The sequence below is a fragment of the Gordonia sp. (in: high G+C Gram-positive bacteria) genome (assembly GCF_047600565.1).
Classification (GTDB): domain Bacteria; phylum Actinomycetota; class Actinomycetes; order Mycobacteriales; family Mycobacteriaceae; genus Gordonia.
This window is the reverse complement of record NZ_JASGKN010000001.1, coordinates 712,562-730,076: the sequence shown is the minus strand read 5'-3', so window position 1 is coordinate 730,076 and position 17,515 is coordinate 712,562. Positions and strand designations below refer to the sequence as shown.

Sequence of the window (17,515 nt, the reverse complement as noted above, 5' to 3'; positions counted from 1 at the left end):
GCACCCGTCCCGGGCGTTACATGCATTGAGTGTCCCGATACGGGACAATGAAGCATCCCCACCGATGAAGGGAGAACCCCTATGGACGAGCAGTCGCCCGAGAACCGCTCGCTGTATGAGCTCGAGTTCCCCGGCCCCGCCGTCTCCGGCCCGCAGGGCGACGGACCGGTTCTGGTTCACGCCCTCGAGGGCTACGCCGACGCCGGCCACGCCGTCTCGCTGGCCGCCGGACACCTGCGCGGCGCGCTCGAGTCCGAGCTGGTCGCCACCTTCGATGCCGACGAGCTGATCGACTACCGGTCGCGCCGGCCCACCATCACCTTCAGCGGCGAGAAGTTCACCGATGTGGACATGCCGCAGCTGACGATGCACGCCGTCCGCGACAACGACGGCGTGCCGTTCCTCCTCCTCGGCGGATCCGAGCCGGATCTGCGCTGGGAGCAGTTCACGGCCGCGATCGCCGGTCTGGCCGAGCGGTTCGGTGTCAGCAAGGTGGTCGGTCTGAACTCGATCCCGATGCCGGTGCCGCACACCCGTCCGACGGGGATCATGGCGCACGGCAGCGACACCGAGAGCGCCGGCGATCTGAACCGCTGGGGCAACGAGATGAAGATGCCGGCGAGCGCCTCGATGCTGCTGGAACTGCGGCTGGGCGAGGCCGGATACCCGACGGTCGGCCTGTCGTCGTGCGTCCCGCACTACCTGGCGCAGAACGACTACCCGGATGCGTCTGCCGCGCTGTTGAGCTCGCTGGGCCGCGTCACCGGACTCAACCTGCCGGTGTCCGCCTTGGAGAACGCCGCCACCCGTATGCGGGAGCAGATCGACGAGGAGGTGGCCGGCAACACCGAGATCGGGACCGTGGTGACCGCCCTCGAGCAGCAGTACGACTCCTACATGGAGGCCAAGGCCGGCCGTGAGCTCCTGGCGGCGGACGGCGACCTGCCGTCCGGCGACGAGCTCGGCGCCGAGTTCGAGAAGTTCCTGGCCGAACACGCCGGCGAGTTCGACGACCTCGACGACGGCGGAACGCCCTGAGCGACGCCGCCCCGGACTCCCCGACCCCGCTGACGCCCACCTCCGACGAGGACCTCGCCTTCGAGCGTTTCGTCGGATGGTGGGCCGATCGCGGCATCGACCTGTATCCGCACCAGGAGGAGTCGCTGCTGGAGCTGGTGTCCGGCGACAACGTCATCCTCGCGACCCCGACCGGTTCGGGTAAATCGCTGGTGGCATCCGGCGCCGTCTACTTCGCGCGGTGCCGGGGTGTGCGCGCCTACTACACCGCACCGATCAAGGCGCTGGTCAGTGAGAAGTTCTTCGACCTCTGCAGCCAGTTCGGGGCCGAGAACGTCGGGCTGCTGACCGGCGATGCGAGTGTGAACACCGACGCTCCGATCATCTGTGCCACCGCCGAGATCGTCGCGAACATCGCCCTGCGTGACGGCCCCGACGCGGACATCGGCCTGCTGGTGGCCGATGAGTTCCACTACTACGGCGAAGCCGATCGCGGCTGGGCCTGGCAGGTACCGCTCATCGAGTGCCCGCACACCCAGTTCCTGCTGATGTCCGCGACTCTGGGCGACGTGTCGTTCTTCGTCGACGACCTGACCCGGCGTACCGGGCGACGGACCGTCGAGATCACCGGCGCACAGCGTCCCGTGCCACTCGAGTACCGGTACGCGATGACGCCGATCCACGAGACGATCGAGGAACTCGTGGCGTCCGGCCAGGCGCCCGTGTACGTCGTGCATTTCACGCAGGCGCAGGCCGTCGAGCGGGCCCAGGCACTGCTGTCGGCGACCCTGAGCACCAAGGCGGAGAAGGCCGCCGTCGTGGAGGCGATCGGCGACTTCGACTTCCGCACCGGCTTCGGCCAGACCCTGTCCAAACTGCTGCGCGCCGGCATCGGCGTCCACCATGCCGGCATGCTGCCGCGCTACCGGCGCCTCGTCGAACGACTCGCTCAGGCCGGACTGCTCAAGGTGGTGGCCGGTACCGACACTCTCGGAGTGGGCATCAACGTGCCGATCCGCACGGTGCTGTTCGCCGGGCTCACCAAGTTCGACGGCCACCGGGTGCGCCGCCTGCGGGCCCGCGAGTTCCATCAGATCGCCGGCCGCGCCGGCCGCGCCGGCTTCGATACCGTCGGTTACGTCGTCGCGCAGGCGCCGGAGCACGACGTCGAGAACGCGCGCCTGCTGGCGAAGGCCGGGGACGATCCGAAGAAGCTGCGCAAGATGGTCCGGAAGAAGCCTCCGGAGGGGTTCGTCGGCTGGGGTGAGCAGACGTTCACGACGCTCGTCGACGCCCCGGACGAGCAGTTGCGGTCGCATTTCCGGATGACCACCGCCATGCTCATGGAGGTCCTCGAGCGGTCCGGTGACTGCTTCGCGTCCCTGCGGCATCTGCTCGAGGAGAACCACGAGCCCCGCGCCCGCCAATTGCGCCACATCAAGCACACCATCGCGCTGTACCGCGACCTCGTCGAGACCGGCATCGTCACACGCCGCGATACCCCGGCGGCGGACGGGAAACGCGTGGAGCTGGCGGTCGATCTGCCGGAGAACTTCGCGTTGACCAATCCGCTGTCCGCGTTCGCGGTGGCGGCGTTCGACCTGCTCGATCCGGCCTCGTCGACGTTCACTCTGGACGTCGTGTCCGTGCTCGAGTCGACCCTCGAGGATCCGCGACCGGTCCTGATGGCGCAGCGTAAGGCGGCGCGCGATGCCGCGATCGCCGAGATGAAACTCGACGGCGTCGAGTACGAGGAGCGGATGGAGCGTCTCGAGGAGATCAGCTGGCCGCAGCCGCTGGCCGAGGAGATCGGCTTCGCCTACGAGACGTATCGGCGCGGCCATCCGTGGCTCGCCAACACGCCGCCGTCACCCAAGTCGGTGCTGCGGTACATGCTGGAACGGAAGCTGACGTTCGCCGAGCTCGTCAGCGAGTTCGGCCTGCAGCGCAGCGAGGGCGTGGTGCTGCGGTATCTGACCGACTGCTATCGCGCGCTGCGCAGCGGGCTGCCGATGTCTGCGGTCACCGACGAGATCGAGGACGTGACCGACGATCTGGGCGATCTGATCCGCGGCGTCGACTCCAGCCTGCTCGACGAGTGGGAAGAGCTCACGGCACCAGGGACTTCGGCAGCGGGCTGACCTCCCCGGAGGCCAGCACCAGCTCGGCGATCTCGGCGGCCAGCTCCGTATACGCCGGCCCACGCCCCGACGACTCCCGATAGACCAGCCCGATCCGGCGTCCCGGACGCGGCTTGGTGAACTCGGCGGTATCGAGCTCGCCCGACGCGGTCTCGACGTCGACGGCGGTCCGCGGGATCAGGGTCACCCCCAATCCGCCTTCGACACATTGGACGGCGGTGGTCAGGGAGGCCGCTCGCGTCTGGCGCAGATCCGGGCTCACCCCGGCCGTCTGGCACACTTCGAGCGCCTGGTCGCGCAGGCAGTGGCCTTCGTCGAGCAGCAGCAGCGGCAGATCCGCGAGCATGGACGGGGCCAGCTTCTGGCGGCCCGCCAGCGGGTGCGCGGCGGGGAGCGCGAGAACGAAGTCCTCGTCGTACATGCCGATCTCGCCGAGACCCGGCGCGTTGGTCGGCAACGCCAGCACTGCGGCGTCGAGGGAACCTTCCCGCAACTGGTCGAGCAGCCGGCCGGTCTGGTCCTCCACCACCCGCAATTCGAGATCCGGATGTCGGTGGCCCAGTCCGCGCAGCACAGCGGGAAGGATGTACGGGGCGATCGTCGGAATCAGGCCGAGACGCAGACTCCCGCTGAGCGGATCACCGCCGCCGGCCGCTTCCGCGAGGACGTTGTCGACGGCGTCGCACACGGCCATCGCCGACGGAAGCAGGCGGCGGCCTTCGGCGGTGAGCATCACCCGGCGCGTCGTACGTTCCACCAGTTGGAGCCCGAGGCCCGCCTCGAGACCGGCGAGAGCCTGGGACAGCGACGGCTGGCTGACGCCGACCTCGTCGGCGGCCATGCCGAAGTGCAGCTTCTTCGCGACGGCGACGAAGGCCCGGAGACCGCCGATGGAGGGCTGATAACTCTGATCGACCATGCCTATGAATGTACACCGACCAAATGGGAATCGTGCGGACATCTACCACTTCCAGCGACGATGCCGATTCGTCACCCAGAGGGCCTTCTATGCAGTTCAGGGCATAAAGTCCCGGTTCCCACAATCGATAACTATCATAGGTGTTATCGATCAATAGAGTGCGTGTCATCACGTTTGTTTTTCACCATGTGTACGGCAGAATGGTTGTTACCACCGGGTAGCACCGCCCGGTACGACTACACAGTTGAACCACAACAAGGAGTGAGTGACATGGCGCTGCTGACCATCGGCGATCAGTTCCCCGAGTACAACCTGACTGCTGTCATCGGCGGTGACCTGTCGAAGGTCGACGCTCAGCAGCCGGACGACTACTTCACCACCGTCACCAGTGACGACTACAAGGGTCAGTGGCGCATCGTGTTCTTCTGGCCGAAGGACTTCACCTTCGTCTGCCCGACCGAGATCGCCGCCTTCGGCAAGCTGAACGACGAGTTCGCCGACCGCGACGCCCAGGTCCTCGGCGTGTCCGTCGACAACGAGTTCGTCCACTTCCAGTGGCGTGCGCAGCACGAGGACCTCAAGACCCTTCCCTTCCCGATGCTCTCGGACCTCAAGCGTGAGCTGGTCGAGGCCACCGGCGTTCTGAACGCCGACGGCGTCGCCGACCGTGCCACCTTCATCATCGACCCGAACAACGAGATCCAGTTCGTGTCGGTCACCGCCGGCAGCGTCGGCCGCAACGTCGACGAGGTCCTCCGCGTCCTCGACGCCCTCCAGTCCGACGAGCTGTGCGCCTGCAACTGGAAGAAGGGTGACCCGACCATCGACGCCGGCGAGCTGCTCAACGAGGCCGTCTGACGATGAGCATCGACAACCTCAAGGACGCCCTTCCCGACTACGCGAAGGACCTCAAGCTCAACCTCGGTTCGCTGAGCCGCACGACGGCTCTCGACGAGGAGCAGCTGTGGGGCACCCTGCTCGCCACGGCGGCCGCCACGCGCAACGCCACCGTGCTGAAGGAGATCGCCGACGAGGCCGCCGACAACCTGTCGGAGGAGGCCTACAACGCCGCCCTCGGTGCCGCCTCGATCATGGGCATGAACAACGTGTTCTACCGTGGCCGCGGCTACCTCGACGGCCGGTACGACGACCAGCGTGTCGGCCTGCGGATGAACATCATCGGCAACCCCGGCGTGGAGAAGAAGAACTTCGAGCTGTGGTCGATGGCCGTCTCGGCCATCAACGGCTGCGAGCACTGCGTCGGCGCCCACGAGGCCGTCGTGCGCGAGGCCGGTCTCGACAAGGAGGCCGTGTTCGAGGCCCTCAAGACCGCGTCGATCGTCCAGGGAGTCGGTCAGGCGATCACCATCGCCGAGGCGCTCAACTGAATTGAGACGTCAGGGCACCAACCCTGAACCGCAACGTGCCCCGTCCGGCGATCCCGGACGGGGCACAGTGCATCTCGCTCACGGGGGGCAGCCCGCTCACGGGGGCGGGTTCAGGACAAGGCGGCGGCGAAGCGGCTCGCGAGCTCGTCGACCTCGTCGGTGCCCATGACGAAGGCCGGAGACACCTGCAGGGCGCCCTGACCGGCTGCACGGGTGGCGACACCCTGTTCGCGAAGCTTCAGGACCATCGCGGGGGCGGTGGCCGGGTCGGCGAGCTGGACGGCGGTGACGGCGCCGAGCCCGGTGCGGACCTCGGAGACCGCATCCAGGTCGGCGAGCGGAGCGAAGGCCTTCGCCAGGTCGCCTTCCAGGCGCGCCGCCTCACCCAGCAGGTTTTCGCGCTCGAGGATGTCGAAGTTGGCCATCGCCGCCGCAGCCGCACCGTTGTGGCCGCCGTAGGTGTAGCCGTGACGCCACCAGACGCCGCCGGCGAAGAAGGGCTCGGCGATGTGCGGTGCGGCGATCATCGCGCCCATCGGCACGTAGCCGCTGGTCAGGCCCTTCGCGGACGTGATCATGTCGGGTGCGAGGTCGAATCGGCCGGACGCGAACCACTCACCGGCGCCGATACGGCCGTAGCCGGTGACGACCTCGTCGGCGACGAACAGGACGTCGTGGTCGCGGCAGATCTCCCGCACCTCACGCAGGTAGCCGTCCGGCGGCAGGTAGACGCCACCGGCGCCGATGATCGGCTCGGCGAAGAACGCGGCGATGTTGTCGGCGCCGATCCGCTCGATCAGGCCCAGCAGACTCTTCGCATCGTCCCAGTCGACCGTCTCGGTGTCGGGCATGAAGGTCTCCCCGTAGCCCTCCTTGTTCGGTGCGATGCCCGCCAGCGACGTGCCGGCGACGTGCATGCCGTGGTAGGCCTTGCTGCGGCCGACGACGATCTTCTTCTCCGGCCGCCCCTGCTCCACCCAGTACCGGCGGGCCAGTTTGACCGCCGTCTCCACCGAGTCGCTGCCGCCGGAGGTGAACATCACCTTGGATCCGGGCACCGGGGCCTTCTCGGCCAGGCGCTCGGCGAGCGCGATGGTCACGTCCGAGGCGTAGTCGCCGAAGTTCGAGAAGTGCGCCACCGTGGACAGCTGCTTGGCGACCGCGTCGGCGATCTCGGTGCGTCCGTGGCCGACGTTGGTGAACCACAGGCCCGCGGTCGCATCCAGGTATTCGTTGCCGTCGGCGTCGTAGACCTTGGTGCCTTCACCCTTGGTGATGACGAACGGTCCGGACGCGGTGACCGCGCCCATGTCGGCGAAGCCGTGCCAGAGAGAAGAAGCCATGCACTCAATATGACATGTCAGCCGCCACTCGGCGTGTCTGGGGGCGACCAGTAACCACGCATCAGTTCCGTCGCCCACGGGGGCTGCCGCAACCGGCCACGCGGCCCGAACTCCGTCATGTACGGCTTCACGTCCACCACGGGTGTGCCGTCCACCGCATCCAGGCCTTCGACCTCGATCGTCAGATCGTGCACTCGGAGCAGGCGGCACACCGAGACTCCGAGGCGGTTGGGCCGGTTCTTACCCCGTTGCGCGAAGATCCCGACCGACGGCCAGTCCATATTGCCGCGCGGACGACGTGCGCCGTACTCGATCTTCTCCGTCGACACCCGGTCGAAGAAGTAGACGACCTCCACATGACTGAAGCTGTCGAGCTCTCGCAGAGCGTCTGGCGTGAACCGGTCGCCGTCGAGGGTGATGCACGCGGTCTCCGCGTCCCATCCGTCATCGGTCACCTCACTGCGACTGCTGTGCACGGAGCCGATCGGTGTCAGGGTGATGTCCACCCGGCCAGTATCGCACCGCGATCAACTGCGGAAGCGGTCCTTCAGACGCGGATCCTGCTCCCACCACAGCCCGGTCGGGTCGGCATCGCCTGCGGCGGCGGAGTCGTCGATCAGTCCGTCGACCCGCTGCTGGGTCCGGGCGTCCTCACGGCGCAGCGCGGTCATCAGGATGATCAGGAACGGGATGCCGATGACGTCGGCGAGGATCCACAGCATCCCGGCACCGACCGTCTGCGACAGCCGCAGCTGATCGTGATCGGTGTAGCCCCGGCCGGCGTAGTAGCCGACGTACAGGATCGGCGCGAACCACACGACGATGCCGAGGATGCCGTCGCCGATGGATTCGACCACCGTCACCATCAGCGACAGTCCCTGCGGCCACCGGCGCGGTACCGGATCGGCCTGGATCCGCGTCCAGAAGTAGACGCATCCGAGGAGAAGCAGGACCACCCGGGTGACGACGTCCAGCCCGGGGTGACGCATCGCCGCCACATTCCATCCGGTGAAGAACAGTGCCCACGGAGCCGCCAGCAGCAGGCCGGACACGACGACCGGGTGGGTCAGTGCCCGCACGGTGCCGCTGGACAGGACCGCGATCGCCTCACCGACCCGGGCGACGGGCAACGCCTGGCCCAGCACCGTCAACGGCGTGCCCGACGCCAGCGCCAGCGGAACCAGATACAGCAGGACGGTGACCTGCAGAGCCCGCACCCAGAACAGATCAGCCGCATAGTGCGCCACCGGTCCGCAGCTCAGAACCAGCAGGACCAGGCAGCCCGACTGGAACGACACCCGCCGCGCCCACGGGACCGCCCCACCGCGTCGGCGCCGGCGGCTCGCGAACAGATACGCCGCCGACAGCAGCACGGCGACGACGCCGAGCGGGTCGACGGTCCAGTCGCTCACCCAGGCGGAGGCGGGAACGGTGATGCTCACCCCGGCGACCGTACGCCGATCGGCACGCACCTCGGCGGCCCGGGACGCGACGATAGACTCGGAGGATCATGACCGGGCCCACCCTCACCTTTCCACCGGAGCTTCCGGTCAGCGCCTGCCGCGACGAGATCGCCGAGGCGATCGAGAAGCATCAGGTGGTGGTGATCGCCGGTGAGACCGGGTCCGGCAAGACCACGCAGTTGCCGAAGATCTGTCTCTCGATCGGCCGCACCTCCATCGGGCACACGCAGCCCAGGCGTATCGCCGCGACCTCGGTGGCGCGCCGGATCGCCGATGAGACGAACACCGAGATCGGCGACCTGGTCGGCTACAGCGTCCGCTTCTCCGACGAGACGAGTGCACAGACACGGATCAAGGTGATGACCGACGGCATCCTGCTGCGTGAGATCACCGGTGATCCCCTCCTGCGCCGGTACGACACGATCATCATCGACGAGGCCCACGAACGCAGTCTCAACATCGACTTCCTTCTCGGCTATCTCAAACGGCTCCTGCCCCGGCGCCCCGATCTCAAGCTGATCATCACCTCGGCCACCATCGAGCCGGATCGGTTCGCGAAACACTTCGCGAACCCCGACGACGAGGTCCCGATCCTCGAGGTCTCCGGCCGGACCTATCCGGTCGAGATCCGGTACCGGCCCCTCGATCACGACGACGCCGACTCCGGCGATCTCGACCAGATCGCCGCCATCGACGCGGCCGTCACCGAACTGTGGACCGGCGCCGGGCGCGGCGACATCCTGGTCTTCCTGCCCACCGAACGGGACATCCGCGACACCGCCGATGCCCTGCGGCGCCGGCACAGCGAAGCGGAGGTCGTTCCGTTGTACGCGCGGCTGTCGGTGTCCGAGCAGCAGAAGATCTTCACGCCCTCCGACGGGCGGCGGATCGTGCTGGCCACCAACGTCGCCGAGACGTCCCTGACGGTGCCGGGTATCCGCTACGTGATCGACACCGGTACCGCCCGCATCTCGCGCTATTCGACACGCACCAAGGTCACGCGCCTGCCGATCGAGAAGGTCTCCCAGGCCAGCGCACGTCAGCGTGCCGGCCGTTGCGGTCGCGTCGCACCCGGAATCTGCATCCGCCTGTATTCGGAGGACGACTTCGATGCGCGCCCCGAATACACCGATCCGGAGATTCTGCGCACCAACCTGGCCGCCGTCATCCTCTCGATGATCTCGCTGCGCCTCGGCGACGTGGCCGACTTCCCGTTCGTGCAGCCTCCGGAGGCGCGGGCCGTCAAGGACGGCATGGCCTTGCTCTCCGAGCTCGGAGCGGTGACCGGCATCGACTCGGCCGACGCCCGCCTCACTCCGGTCGGCACCAGCCTGGCCCGGTTGCCGATCGATCCGCGCCTCGGTCGGATGCTGGTCGCCGGACGGGACAACGGCTGCCTGGACGACATGCTGGTGATCGTCGCCGCCCTCTCGCTCCCCGACGTCCGGGAGTTTCCGGCCGACAGACGCGAGGCCGCGCAGGCCGCACATCGCGAGTACGCCGTCCCCGGTTCGGAGTTCCTCAGCCGCCTGCGGCTCTGGCAGCACCTCCAGGACACCCGGGACGACCTGTCCGGGAACCGGTTCCGGCGCTGGTGCTCGGACAACTACCTCCACTATCTGCGTATCCGCGAATGGTGGGACCTGCATCGTCAGTTGCGGCGCACCGTCAAGGATCTCAAGTGGACGGTCTCATCGAGCGGAGGGTCCGGCGACGCCGACGCGATCCATCGCAGTGTCCTCGCCGGGCTGCTCACCAACATCGGTGCCAAGCAAGGCGACACGAAGGAGTTTCTCGGCACCCGGGGAACCCGGTTCCTGCTCTTCCCGGGCTCGGAACTGGCCAAGAAGCCGCCGGCGTTCGTGATGGCGGCCGAGCTGATCGAGACCTCTCGGTTGTTCGCGCACACCGTGGCCGCGATCGACCCGGAGTGGGTCGAGCAGATCGCTCCCGACCTGGTCACCCGCACCTACAGCGAGCCGGCGTGGTCGTCGCGCCGGGGCGCGGTGATGGCGAACGAGAAGGTCAGCCTCTACGGTGTGCCGCTGGTGGCCGCACGCCGCGTCAACTACGGGCAGATCGATCCCGTCGCGTCGCGCGAGATCTTCATCCAGGCCGCTCTCGTGGAGGGTCGCTGGCGGACTCGGCACGAGTTCTACGCCCACAACGCACGTCTGCTCCAGGACGCCGAGGACCTCGAACACCGTGCGCGCCGCAACCTCCGCCTGTCCGACCAGGACCTGTTCGACTTCTACGACGCGCGCATCGGCCCGAACGTGGTCTCCACCCGCCACTTCGACTCGTGGTGGAAGAAGGAGAGCCGGACGAACCCGACGCTGCTGCATCTGGACGACGCCGGCAGCGACGCACCCGATGTGCCGGTGGCCGCGGACTTTCCGCCCGCCTGGCAGCAGGGTCAGACACGTCTTGAGCTCCGCTACCACTTCGAACCGGGTGTCCGGGACGACGGCGTGACGGTTCTCATCCCGCGCCCCCTGCTCGACCACGTCCATGCCGGCGGCTTCGACTGGCTGGTGCCGGGTCTGCGGTCCGAACTGGCGACCGCTCTGATCAAGTCGTTGCCGAAGGGTCTGCGCAAGTCGATGTCCCCGGCACAGCGATACGCCGACCTCGCACTGTCGGGGCTCACTCCGCGATCCGAGCCGTTGCGCACCGGTCTGGCTCGCGAGCTCTCGAGGATCACCCGTATATCCCTGGCTCCCTCCGATTTCCGCGCGGACCAGTTGCCGGCGCACCTGCGCATGCACTTCGCGGTCGTCGATGAGAAGGGCGAGATCATCGCCCGGGACGATCGGCTCGATGCGCTGCGTGACGCGCTCGGCGGGGGCGAGCGTCCCGCGACGGCGGCGCCGATGCACACCGCGTGGACGGCCGACGGCATCGGCGTGCTGCCCGACAGCGTCGACGAGGTGGTCGCGGGGCAGCAGGTGGTCACGTTCCCGACACTGGAAGACTTCCCCGACGGCGTCCGGGTGGTGAGCGTGACCGGACCCGCCGCCCGCGACGCCGGAATCCGCGCCGGCGTCCAGCGGCTCCTGGAACTGTCCATCGCCCCGCTGAACCGCAAGATCGCGTCGAATCTGCCCCCGGTCAAGCGGCTCGCACTCAGCCAGAGCCCGTACCGCCGCGACGACGATCTGTTCGCCGACTGCACCCGGCGCGCCATCGCCGACGCCCTGGAGGCCGAGCCGGACGTCGCCGGGATCCGTACGCCGAAGCAGTTCGCGGCGTTGGCCGAACGGCTCTCCCCTCGGGTACGCGCCGCGGCCCCCGACTACTTCGATCTGGCGGTCGAGGCCCTCGGTGAGTCCTCCGCGGTGCGCCGCGCGGTCGACGACCACAGCGGCACCCTGGCCGCCGACGACGTCGCCGACCAGCTCGCCGACCTGATCTTCGACGGATTCGTCGGGGTCACGCCGCTGCGGCGAATGCGGAGTCTGCCGCGGTATCTGACCGCCGCACGCCTCCGGCTGGAGGCACTGCCGGGTTCCGCGGACCGGGACCGCGCCGGAACCGACGCCGTGGACCGGGTGATCACCCACTGGAATCAGCGCTTGACCCAGGTCCCGGACAGTCGTCAGGACGCCCTCAACGAGCAGGCACACTGGATGGTCGAGGAGTTGCGGGTGAGTCTGTTCGCTCAGCAGTTGGGAACCGACGGACCGGTGTCGGAGAAACGTGTGCTCAAGGCGCTGGACGCCTTCAGCTGATCGGCACCTCGCGGGCCTGGCGGTCCTTGCGGAGATCATCGATCTCACGCTGGAAGTCGTCGGCCGACTCGAACGACCGATACACCGACGCGAAGCGCAGGTAGGCGACCTCATCGAGATCGCGCAGCGGACCCAGGATGGCCAGACCCACTTCGTTGCTCGGAACCTCGGCCGAGCCGGACGCGCGCACGGTGTCCTCCACGGCCTCGGCGAGCTTGGCGAGCTTGTCCTCGTCGACCTGCCGGCCCTGGCACGCGCGGCGCACGCCCTTCATCACCTTCTCGCGACTGAACGGCTCGGTGACACCGTTGCGCTTGACCACGGCGAGCACCGCGGATTCCACGGTCGTGAAGCGTCGTCCGCATTCGGCGCACGCCCGGCGGCGTCGGATCGAGAGGCCGTCGTCGGAGGCACGTGAATCGACCACTCGGGTGTCTTCGTTCTTGCAGAACGGGCAGCGCATGCCCCCACGATACCCGGCGCACCCGGGCACCGATCGCAGGCGGTTCACCGGTAGTCCGGCACCACGAGGGCCTGTCCCGGACGCAGTCCGGCGGTCTGGAGGTCGTTGAGGTCGCGGACCGTCTCGATCACCGTGGCGGCCGGCAGCTCCGGCGCGATCCGCTGAGCCAGCGACGTCAGCGACTCGCCGCTGCGGACGTGCACCACCTGCGTGGCCGCGGGCGCACCGGTCGCCGCCTTCTCGTAGCCGTTGCCGACCACGGTGAAGAAGCCGACCAGCACCGCCAGACCGAGGCCGGCGAGGAGGCCGAGCGCCCAGGCCCGCCGACGGGTGACGACGGCGGCCGACGGCCGTTCGACTCCGTTCGAACGCAGACCCGGCTCGCCCGCAGTGTTCGACGTCTCCGTTCGAACATCCGAACGGTTCCGCGTCGTCTCCACCAGGCCACGCCGATGGGTGCGGGGGCTGCGTCCGGTCGGACGGCAGTCCGTCGCCGGCACCGCCGGGGTGCGCGGACGACGCGGCGTCACGATGGGAACATCGCAGGTCATCACGTTCTCCGGCGCCACGGCAGCACGGTTCGGCTTGCGGTTCGGGCGGCGGATCTCCAGCAGCTCGGTCATCACGATCTCCATTCGTTCGTCTGTTCGAAGAACCTATGTTCGATAGTTAACACCACACCTCCGACAAAGTCAGCAACACGTCGAACAAATGTTTGATTTCTGTGACCTAGTCGACTAACTTGGGGATCACCGAACCGAAAGGAACCGCGATGGACCGGACACCGGATAGCAGTTCGCACGGCAGCTCGCACGACTTCTCCGAGGCGTCGACCGCGACACTCGAGGCGTCGCTCACCGATCGCCAGCGCGAGGTGCTGGAGTTCATCCGCGCCTCCGTGCGTGAGCGCGGCTATCCGCCGAGCATCCGCGAGATCGGTGAAGCCGTCGGCCTCACGTCCACCTCATCGGTGGCACATCAGCTGCGCACGCTCGAACGACGCGGTCTGCTCAAGCGGGATCCGCATCGTCCGCGCGCGGTGAACGTCCGCGACGATCAGCGGACACCGCCGACCGGCGGCGCGGCCCTGGCCGAACCGGACGAGCAGATGCCCTCGCCGGCCTACGTTCCCGTGCTCGGCCGGATCGCCGCCGGTGGCCCGATCCTGGCCGAGGAGGCCGTGGAGGACGTGTTCCCGCTGCCCAAGGAACTGGTCGGCGAAGGATCGCTGTTCCTGCTGCGCGTGGTCGGCGAGTCGATGATCGACGCCGCCATCTGCGACGGCGACTGGGTGGTGGTCCGTCAGCAGAACGTGGCCGAGAACGGCGACATCGTCGCGGCGATGATCGACGGCGAGGCGACGGTCAAGACGTTCAAGCGCAAGGACGGCCACGTGTGGCTGATGCCGCACAACGAGCACTTCTCCCCCATCCCCGGTGACGACGCCGCCGTTCTGGGCAAGGTCGTGACGGTGATGCGGCGCGTCTAGCCGCCCAGTACCGCCCGCGCGGCGTCGCGGGCGGCGGCCGGGCTGGTCGCCGCGAGTGCGGCCGCAGCGGCCTGCGTGCACTGATCGAGGGTCACCGTGCTCAGTTTCAGACCTACCGCCGGGGCGGCTTTGGGCGCGGCGGACAGCGAGGTCACCCCGAGTCCGACGAGGACGCAGGCCAGGTTCGGATCGGCTGCGGCCTCACCGCACACGCCCACCTGCTTGTTCTGATCGGCGCCTGCGGCACCGACGCGTTCGATCAGGGCGAGGACGGCCGGCTGCCACGGGTCGGTGAGCGCGGCCAGTTCCGGCGACATCCGGTCCGCCGCCATCGTGTACTGGGTCAGGTCGTTGGTGCCGATGGACACGAAGTCCACCTGGTCGAGGATCGCCGACGCGTTGACCGCCGCCGACGGCACTTCGACCATCACCCCGGGAACCAGTCCACGGGCGCGGACCATCGCCGCGAACTCGGCGGCCTCGTCGACGGTCGCGATCATCGGCGCCATCACCCACGGAACCGCCTCGGCGCCCTGTGCAGCGGCCTGCAGCGCATCGAGCTGGTGTTCCCGGATCTCGGGGTGGTCGAGGGCAATGCGGTTGCCGCGCACGCCCATCGCAGGGTTGGCCTCGTCCGGATGCGTCACGAACTTCAGCGGCTTGTCCGAGCCCGCGTCCAGGGTCCGGATCACCACCTTCTGTCCGCTGAACGCGTCGATGACCTCGCGGTAGAGGGTGGTCTGCTCCTCGACGGACGGTTCGTCCGGGCGGTCGAGGAAGGCGAGCTCGGTGCGGAAGAGGCCGACACCCTCCAGGATTCCCGGCTCGGCGGCGGTCCGCGCCGAGGCCCCGTCGGCGACGTTCGCCAGGATGAGGACCGGGTGACCGTCGGCGGTCCGGCCCGGGCCGCGCCAGTCGGCCGCAGCCTGCGCCTGGCGACGGGCGTCGTCGACCGCGCCGGCGATCTTCTCCGGATCCGGTTCGGCACCGACCACACCGCGGGTGCCGTCGACGAAGGCCGGCACCCCGGTCGCGATGCGGTCCAGGTCGGCCACGGCCACCACACACGGGATCCCGAGTTGGCGCGCGATGATCGCGGTGTGACTGGTCGGCCCGCCGAGACGGGTGGCGAGCGCGATCACGACCGCCGGGTCGAGTCCGGCGGTGTCGGCGGGTGCGAGGTCGTCGGCGCACACGATGGACGGGACGTCGGGGTTCGGGATCCCCGGTTCGGGCAGGCCGAGGAGCTCGGACATCACCCGATCGCGCACGTCGTACAGATCCGTGACCCGCTCGGCGAAGAGCCCACCGGCCTGACGGAACTGGTCGGCGAACTGATCGATGGCGCCGGCGACGGCGGCCGGGGCGGGCGTGCCGCCGTCGATCAGCTTCTTGGCGGCGCGCGTCCAGCCGCGGTCCTTGGCGAGCGACGAGGTCGCGGCGAGCACCTCGGCCGAGGCTCCGGTGCTCTTGGACGCGCGGTCGGACAGACGCCCCGCCACGGTGGCCGAGGCGGCGTCCACCCGCTCCTTCTCCGCGTCGCGCTGATCCTCCGGCACGTCCGCCGCGCCGGCGACGTCGAAGTCCGGACGGTCTCCGGGTCTGATCACCGGGCCGTAGGCGAGGCCGTCGACCACCGCTGTACCGGTCACCACCGTCGTGGCGCCGAAGTCGTTCTCGTCGGTGCTTGTCATCGCTCCACCCTCGCTCATGTGACAGAGATTACTGAAAGCTCTTGACCAGTCAACACAGACACAGGTAAACAAAGACATAACCAAAGGTTCGCGGACCCGTGTCGCGCTCCTCCGAACACTACTCAGGACGGCGTCGTGTACGCAGAGGAACGCCAGCAGGCCATCGCCGACGAGGTCCGCGCTCGCGGCCGCGTTTCGGTCGCGGACCTGGCTGTTCGCTTCGACGTCACCGGAGAGACGGTGCGCCGTGATCTGGGTCTGCTCGCCCGCGCCGGTGTGCTGCAACGCGTGCACGGCGGGGCCGTCCGGCCGGATGTGGGATCGGTCGCGGTCGAAGCGGATCTGACCGAACGTGAACTCACCTGGCACGACGAGAAGGTCGCCATCGGCGCGGCCGCGCAACGCCTTCTGCCACCGTCGGGCGGCTCGGTCCTGTTCGACGCCGGAACCACCACCTACCAGGCGGCGGCCGCCGTCACCGGTGACCGGGAACTGAACGTGGTGACCAACGCCGTACCGATCGCCGCCGAACTGTCCCGTCTGCCGTCGTGCGAGGTGGTCCTCACCGGCGGCCGGATCCGCGGCAAGACCCAGGCCGCCGTCGGGCCCGACACCGTCGCGGCCCTGGCCCGGCTCCGGGTGTCCGTCGCGTTCATCGGCACCAACGGATTCAGTCTGCAGCACGGGCTGTCGACGCCCGACCCCGACGAAGCGGCCGCCAAACGCGCGATGATCGGCGCCGCCAACCACGTCGTGGTGCTCGCCGACTCGACCAAGATCAACCGGGAGGACCTCGTGAGTTTCGGCACGCTGCCCGACATCGGGACGCTGGTCACCGACGCCGGCATCGACCCCGCGTTCGCCGCGCAGCTGCGCGCACACGACATCGAGGTGGTGATCGCATGATCGTCACCGTCACCGCCAACCCCAGCATCGACCGCACGATCCAGCTCGAGGGCCCGCTGACCCGGGGCGCGGTGCTGCGAGCCGCGTCTGTGACCGATCAGCCGGGCGGCAAGGGCATCAACGTCGCCCGGGTGGTGACCGGAGCCGGTCTCGACGCGCTCGCGCTCCTGCCCGCCCGCACCGGAGACCCGCTGCTGACCCGTCTCGATGCGGCGGGACTGCCCTACCGCACGGTGGAACTCGACGACGACGTGCGCACCAACATCACTCTCGCCGAACCCGACGGCACCACCACCAAGGTCAACGAGCCCGGCGCCGCACTGACCGCCGACCGCATCGACGCCCTGGCCGACCTGGTACTCGACGCAGCGGCCGGAGCCCGATGGGTGGCCCTGTGCGGTTCGATTCCGCCCGGCATGCACGACGACTGGTACGCCGTCCTCACCGACCGTCTGCACCGCGCGGGACTCCAGGTGGCCGCCGACACCTCCGGTGCACCGCTCGCCGCACTCGGCGAGGCGCGTGCGGATCTGCTGAAGCCGAACGCCGTCGAGCTCGCCGGGCTCACCGGCCAGGACGGCGACGCGATGGAGGCCGCGGCGGCGGCCGGCGACCCCGCGCCCGCCGCGGCCGCCGCACAGGCCCTCGCCGACCGCACCGGGGGTGAAGTCCTCACGACCCTCGGCGGTGCCGGCGCCCTGCTCACCACTCCGGACGGCACCTGGCAGGCGTTCGCGCCGCCGGTGACGGTCCGCAGCACCGTCGGAGCCGGCGATTCGTCGCTCGCCGGCTACCTGATCGCCTCGCTGCGCGGCGACGGCCCCGACGAGCGGCTGCGCACCGCGGTCGCCTACGGCTCGGCGGCCGCAGCACTGCCCGGAACCACCCCGCCCGATCCCCACCACCTCGACCTGGCCGGCACCACCGTGCGCCGACTGTCCTGACCGCCGGAGACAAAGGA

At 68.9% G+C, this 17,515-nt stretch carries 15 protein-coding genes; 8 read left to right on the top strand and 7 right to left on the bottom strand.

Annotated elements, in window-relative coordinates; all coding sequences use genetic code 11:
* The first annotated feature begins 81 nt into the window (after positions 1-81).
* Positions 82-1,038 carry a proteasome assembly chaperone family protein gene (locus QM774_RS03540; protein ID WP_414974567.1) on the top strand — a complete coding sequence of 319 codons (957 nt, stop codon included), beginning with the start codon at positions 82-84 and terminating at the stop codon, positions 1,036-1,038.
* Entirely contained in the window at positions 1,035-3,158 is a 2,124-nt protein-coding gene (locus QM774_RS03535; protein WP_414976579.1) for a DEAD/DEAH box helicase, read from the top strand. Before QM774_RS03540 ends, QM774_RS03535 begins: the two co-directional genes overlap by 4 nt.
* Here the strand turns inward: QM774_RS03535 and QM774_RS03530 are convergent.
* A complete protein-coding gene (locus QM774_RS03530; RefSeq protein WP_414974566.1) occupies positions 3,127-4,077 on the bottom strand; it encodes a hydrogen peroxide-inducible genes activator in 951 nt (316 codons plus the stop codon). The two genes, QM774_RS03535 and QM774_RS03530, sit on opposite strands and share 32 nt — an antisense overlap.
* Positions 4,078-4,347: 270 nt before the next feature.
* Here QM774_RS03530 and QM774_RS03525 point away from each other — a divergent pair, with 270 nt between their 5' ends.
* Together QM774_RS03525 and QM774_RS03520 are read left to right on the top strand one after the other, a co-directional pair.
* Positions 4,348-4,935 carry a peroxiredoxin gene (locus QM774_RS03525; RefSeq protein WP_414974565.1) on the top strand — a complete coding sequence of 196 codons (588 nt, stop codon included), beginning with the start codon at positions 4,348-4,350 and terminating at the stop codon, positions 4,933-4,935.
* Between the two features lie 2 nt (positions 4,936-4,937).
* Positions 4,938-5,465: a carboxymuconolactone decarboxylase family protein gene (locus QM774_RS03520; protein WP_414974564.1), complete on the top strand. Its 528-nt coding sequence runs from the start codon at positions 4,938-4,940 to the stop codon at positions 5,463-5,465.
* A gap of 110 nt (positions 5,466-5,575) precedes the next feature.
* Here the strand turns inward: QM774_RS03520 and QM774_RS03515 are convergent, their stop codons facing one another.
* Genes QM774_RS03515 through QM774_RS03505 form a run of 3 tightly spaced genes read right to left on the bottom strand, consistent with a single transcriptional unit; the run spans position 5,576 to position 8,250 of the window.
* Positions 5,576-6,808 (bottom strand): aspartate aminotransferase family protein, encoded by a 1,233-nt coding sequence (locus tag QM774_RS03515; protein WP_414974563.1) that lies wholly within the window; start codon positions 6,806-6,808, stop codon positions 5,576-5,578.
* Between the two features lie 17 nt (positions 6,809-6,825).
* Positions 6,826-7,314 (bottom strand): SAM-dependent methyltransferase, encoded by a 489-nt coding sequence (locus QM774_RS03510; protein ID WP_414974562.1) that lies wholly within the window; start codon positions 7,312-7,314, stop codon positions 6,826-6,828.
* A gap of 21 nt (positions 7,315-7,335) precedes the next feature.
* Complete coding sequence (locus QM774_RS03505; RefSeq protein ID WP_414974561.1) at positions 7,336-8,250, bottom strand: cytochrome c oxidase assembly protein; 915 nt, start codon at positions 8,248-8,250, stop codon at positions 7,336-7,338.
* Between the two features lie 68 nt (positions 8,251-8,318).
* On the opposite strand from QM774_RS03505, the gene hrpA reads away from it, so the two are divergent.
* Positions 8,319-12,002: an ATP-dependent RNA helicase HrpA gene (gene hrpA, locus QM774_RS03500; protein ID WP_414974560.1), complete on the top strand. Its 3,684-nt coding sequence runs from the start codon at positions 8,319-8,321 to the stop codon at positions 12,000-12,002.
* On the opposite strand, the gene nrdR is transcribed toward hrpA, so the two are convergent.
* The gene (gene nrdR / locus QM774_RS03495; RefSeq protein ID WP_414974559.1) at positions 11,995-12,465 is read right to left on the bottom strand and encodes a transcriptional regulator NrdR; all 471 of its coding nucleotides are present in this window, start codon (positions 12,463-12,465) and stop codon (positions 11,995-11,997) included. The two genes, hrpA and nrdR, sit on opposite strands and share 8 nt — an antisense overlap.
* 44 nt (positions 12,466-12,509) lie before the next feature.
* Positions 12,510-13,088 carry a LysM peptidoglycan-binding domain-containing protein gene (locus QM774_RS03490; RefSeq protein WP_414974558.1) on the bottom strand — a complete coding sequence of 193 codons (579 nt, stop codon included), beginning with the start codon at positions 13,086-13,088 and terminating at the stop codon, positions 12,510-12,512.
* Positions 13,089-13,237: 149 nt separating this feature from the next.
* On the opposite strand from QM774_RS03490, the gene lexA reads away from it, so the two are divergent.
* Entirely contained in the window at positions 13,238-13,954 is a 717-nt protein-coding gene (lexA, locus tag QM774_RS03485) for a transcriptional repressor LexA (protein ID WP_414974557.1), read from the top strand.
* Here the strand turns inward: lexA and QM774_RS03480 are convergent.
* On the bottom strand, positions 13,951-15,648 hold the full coding sequence (locus tag QM774_RS03480; protein ID WP_414974556.1) for a phosphoenolpyruvate--protein phosphotransferase: 1,698 nt from the start codon (positions 15,646-15,648) through the stop codon (positions 13,951-13,953). The genes lexA and QM774_RS03480 overlap by 4 nt on opposite strands.
* A 135-nt stretch (positions 15,649-15,783) precedes the next feature.
* On the opposite strand from QM774_RS03480, the gene QM774_RS03475 reads away from it, so the two are divergent.
* On the top strand, positions 15,784-16,554 hold the full coding sequence (locus tag QM774_RS03475) for a DeoR/GlpR family DNA-binding transcription regulator (protein ID WP_414974555.1): 771 nt from the start codon (positions 15,784-15,786) through the stop codon (positions 16,552-16,554).
* On the top strand, positions 16,551-17,498 hold the full coding sequence (locus QM774_RS03470; RefSeq protein ID WP_414974554.1) for a 1-phosphofructokinase family hexose kinase: 948 nt from the start codon (positions 16,551-16,553) through the stop codon (positions 17,496-17,498). Before QM774_RS03475 ends, QM774_RS03470 begins: the two co-directional genes overlap by 4 nt.
* The last annotated feature ends 17 nt before the right edge of the window (positions 17,499-17,515 follow it).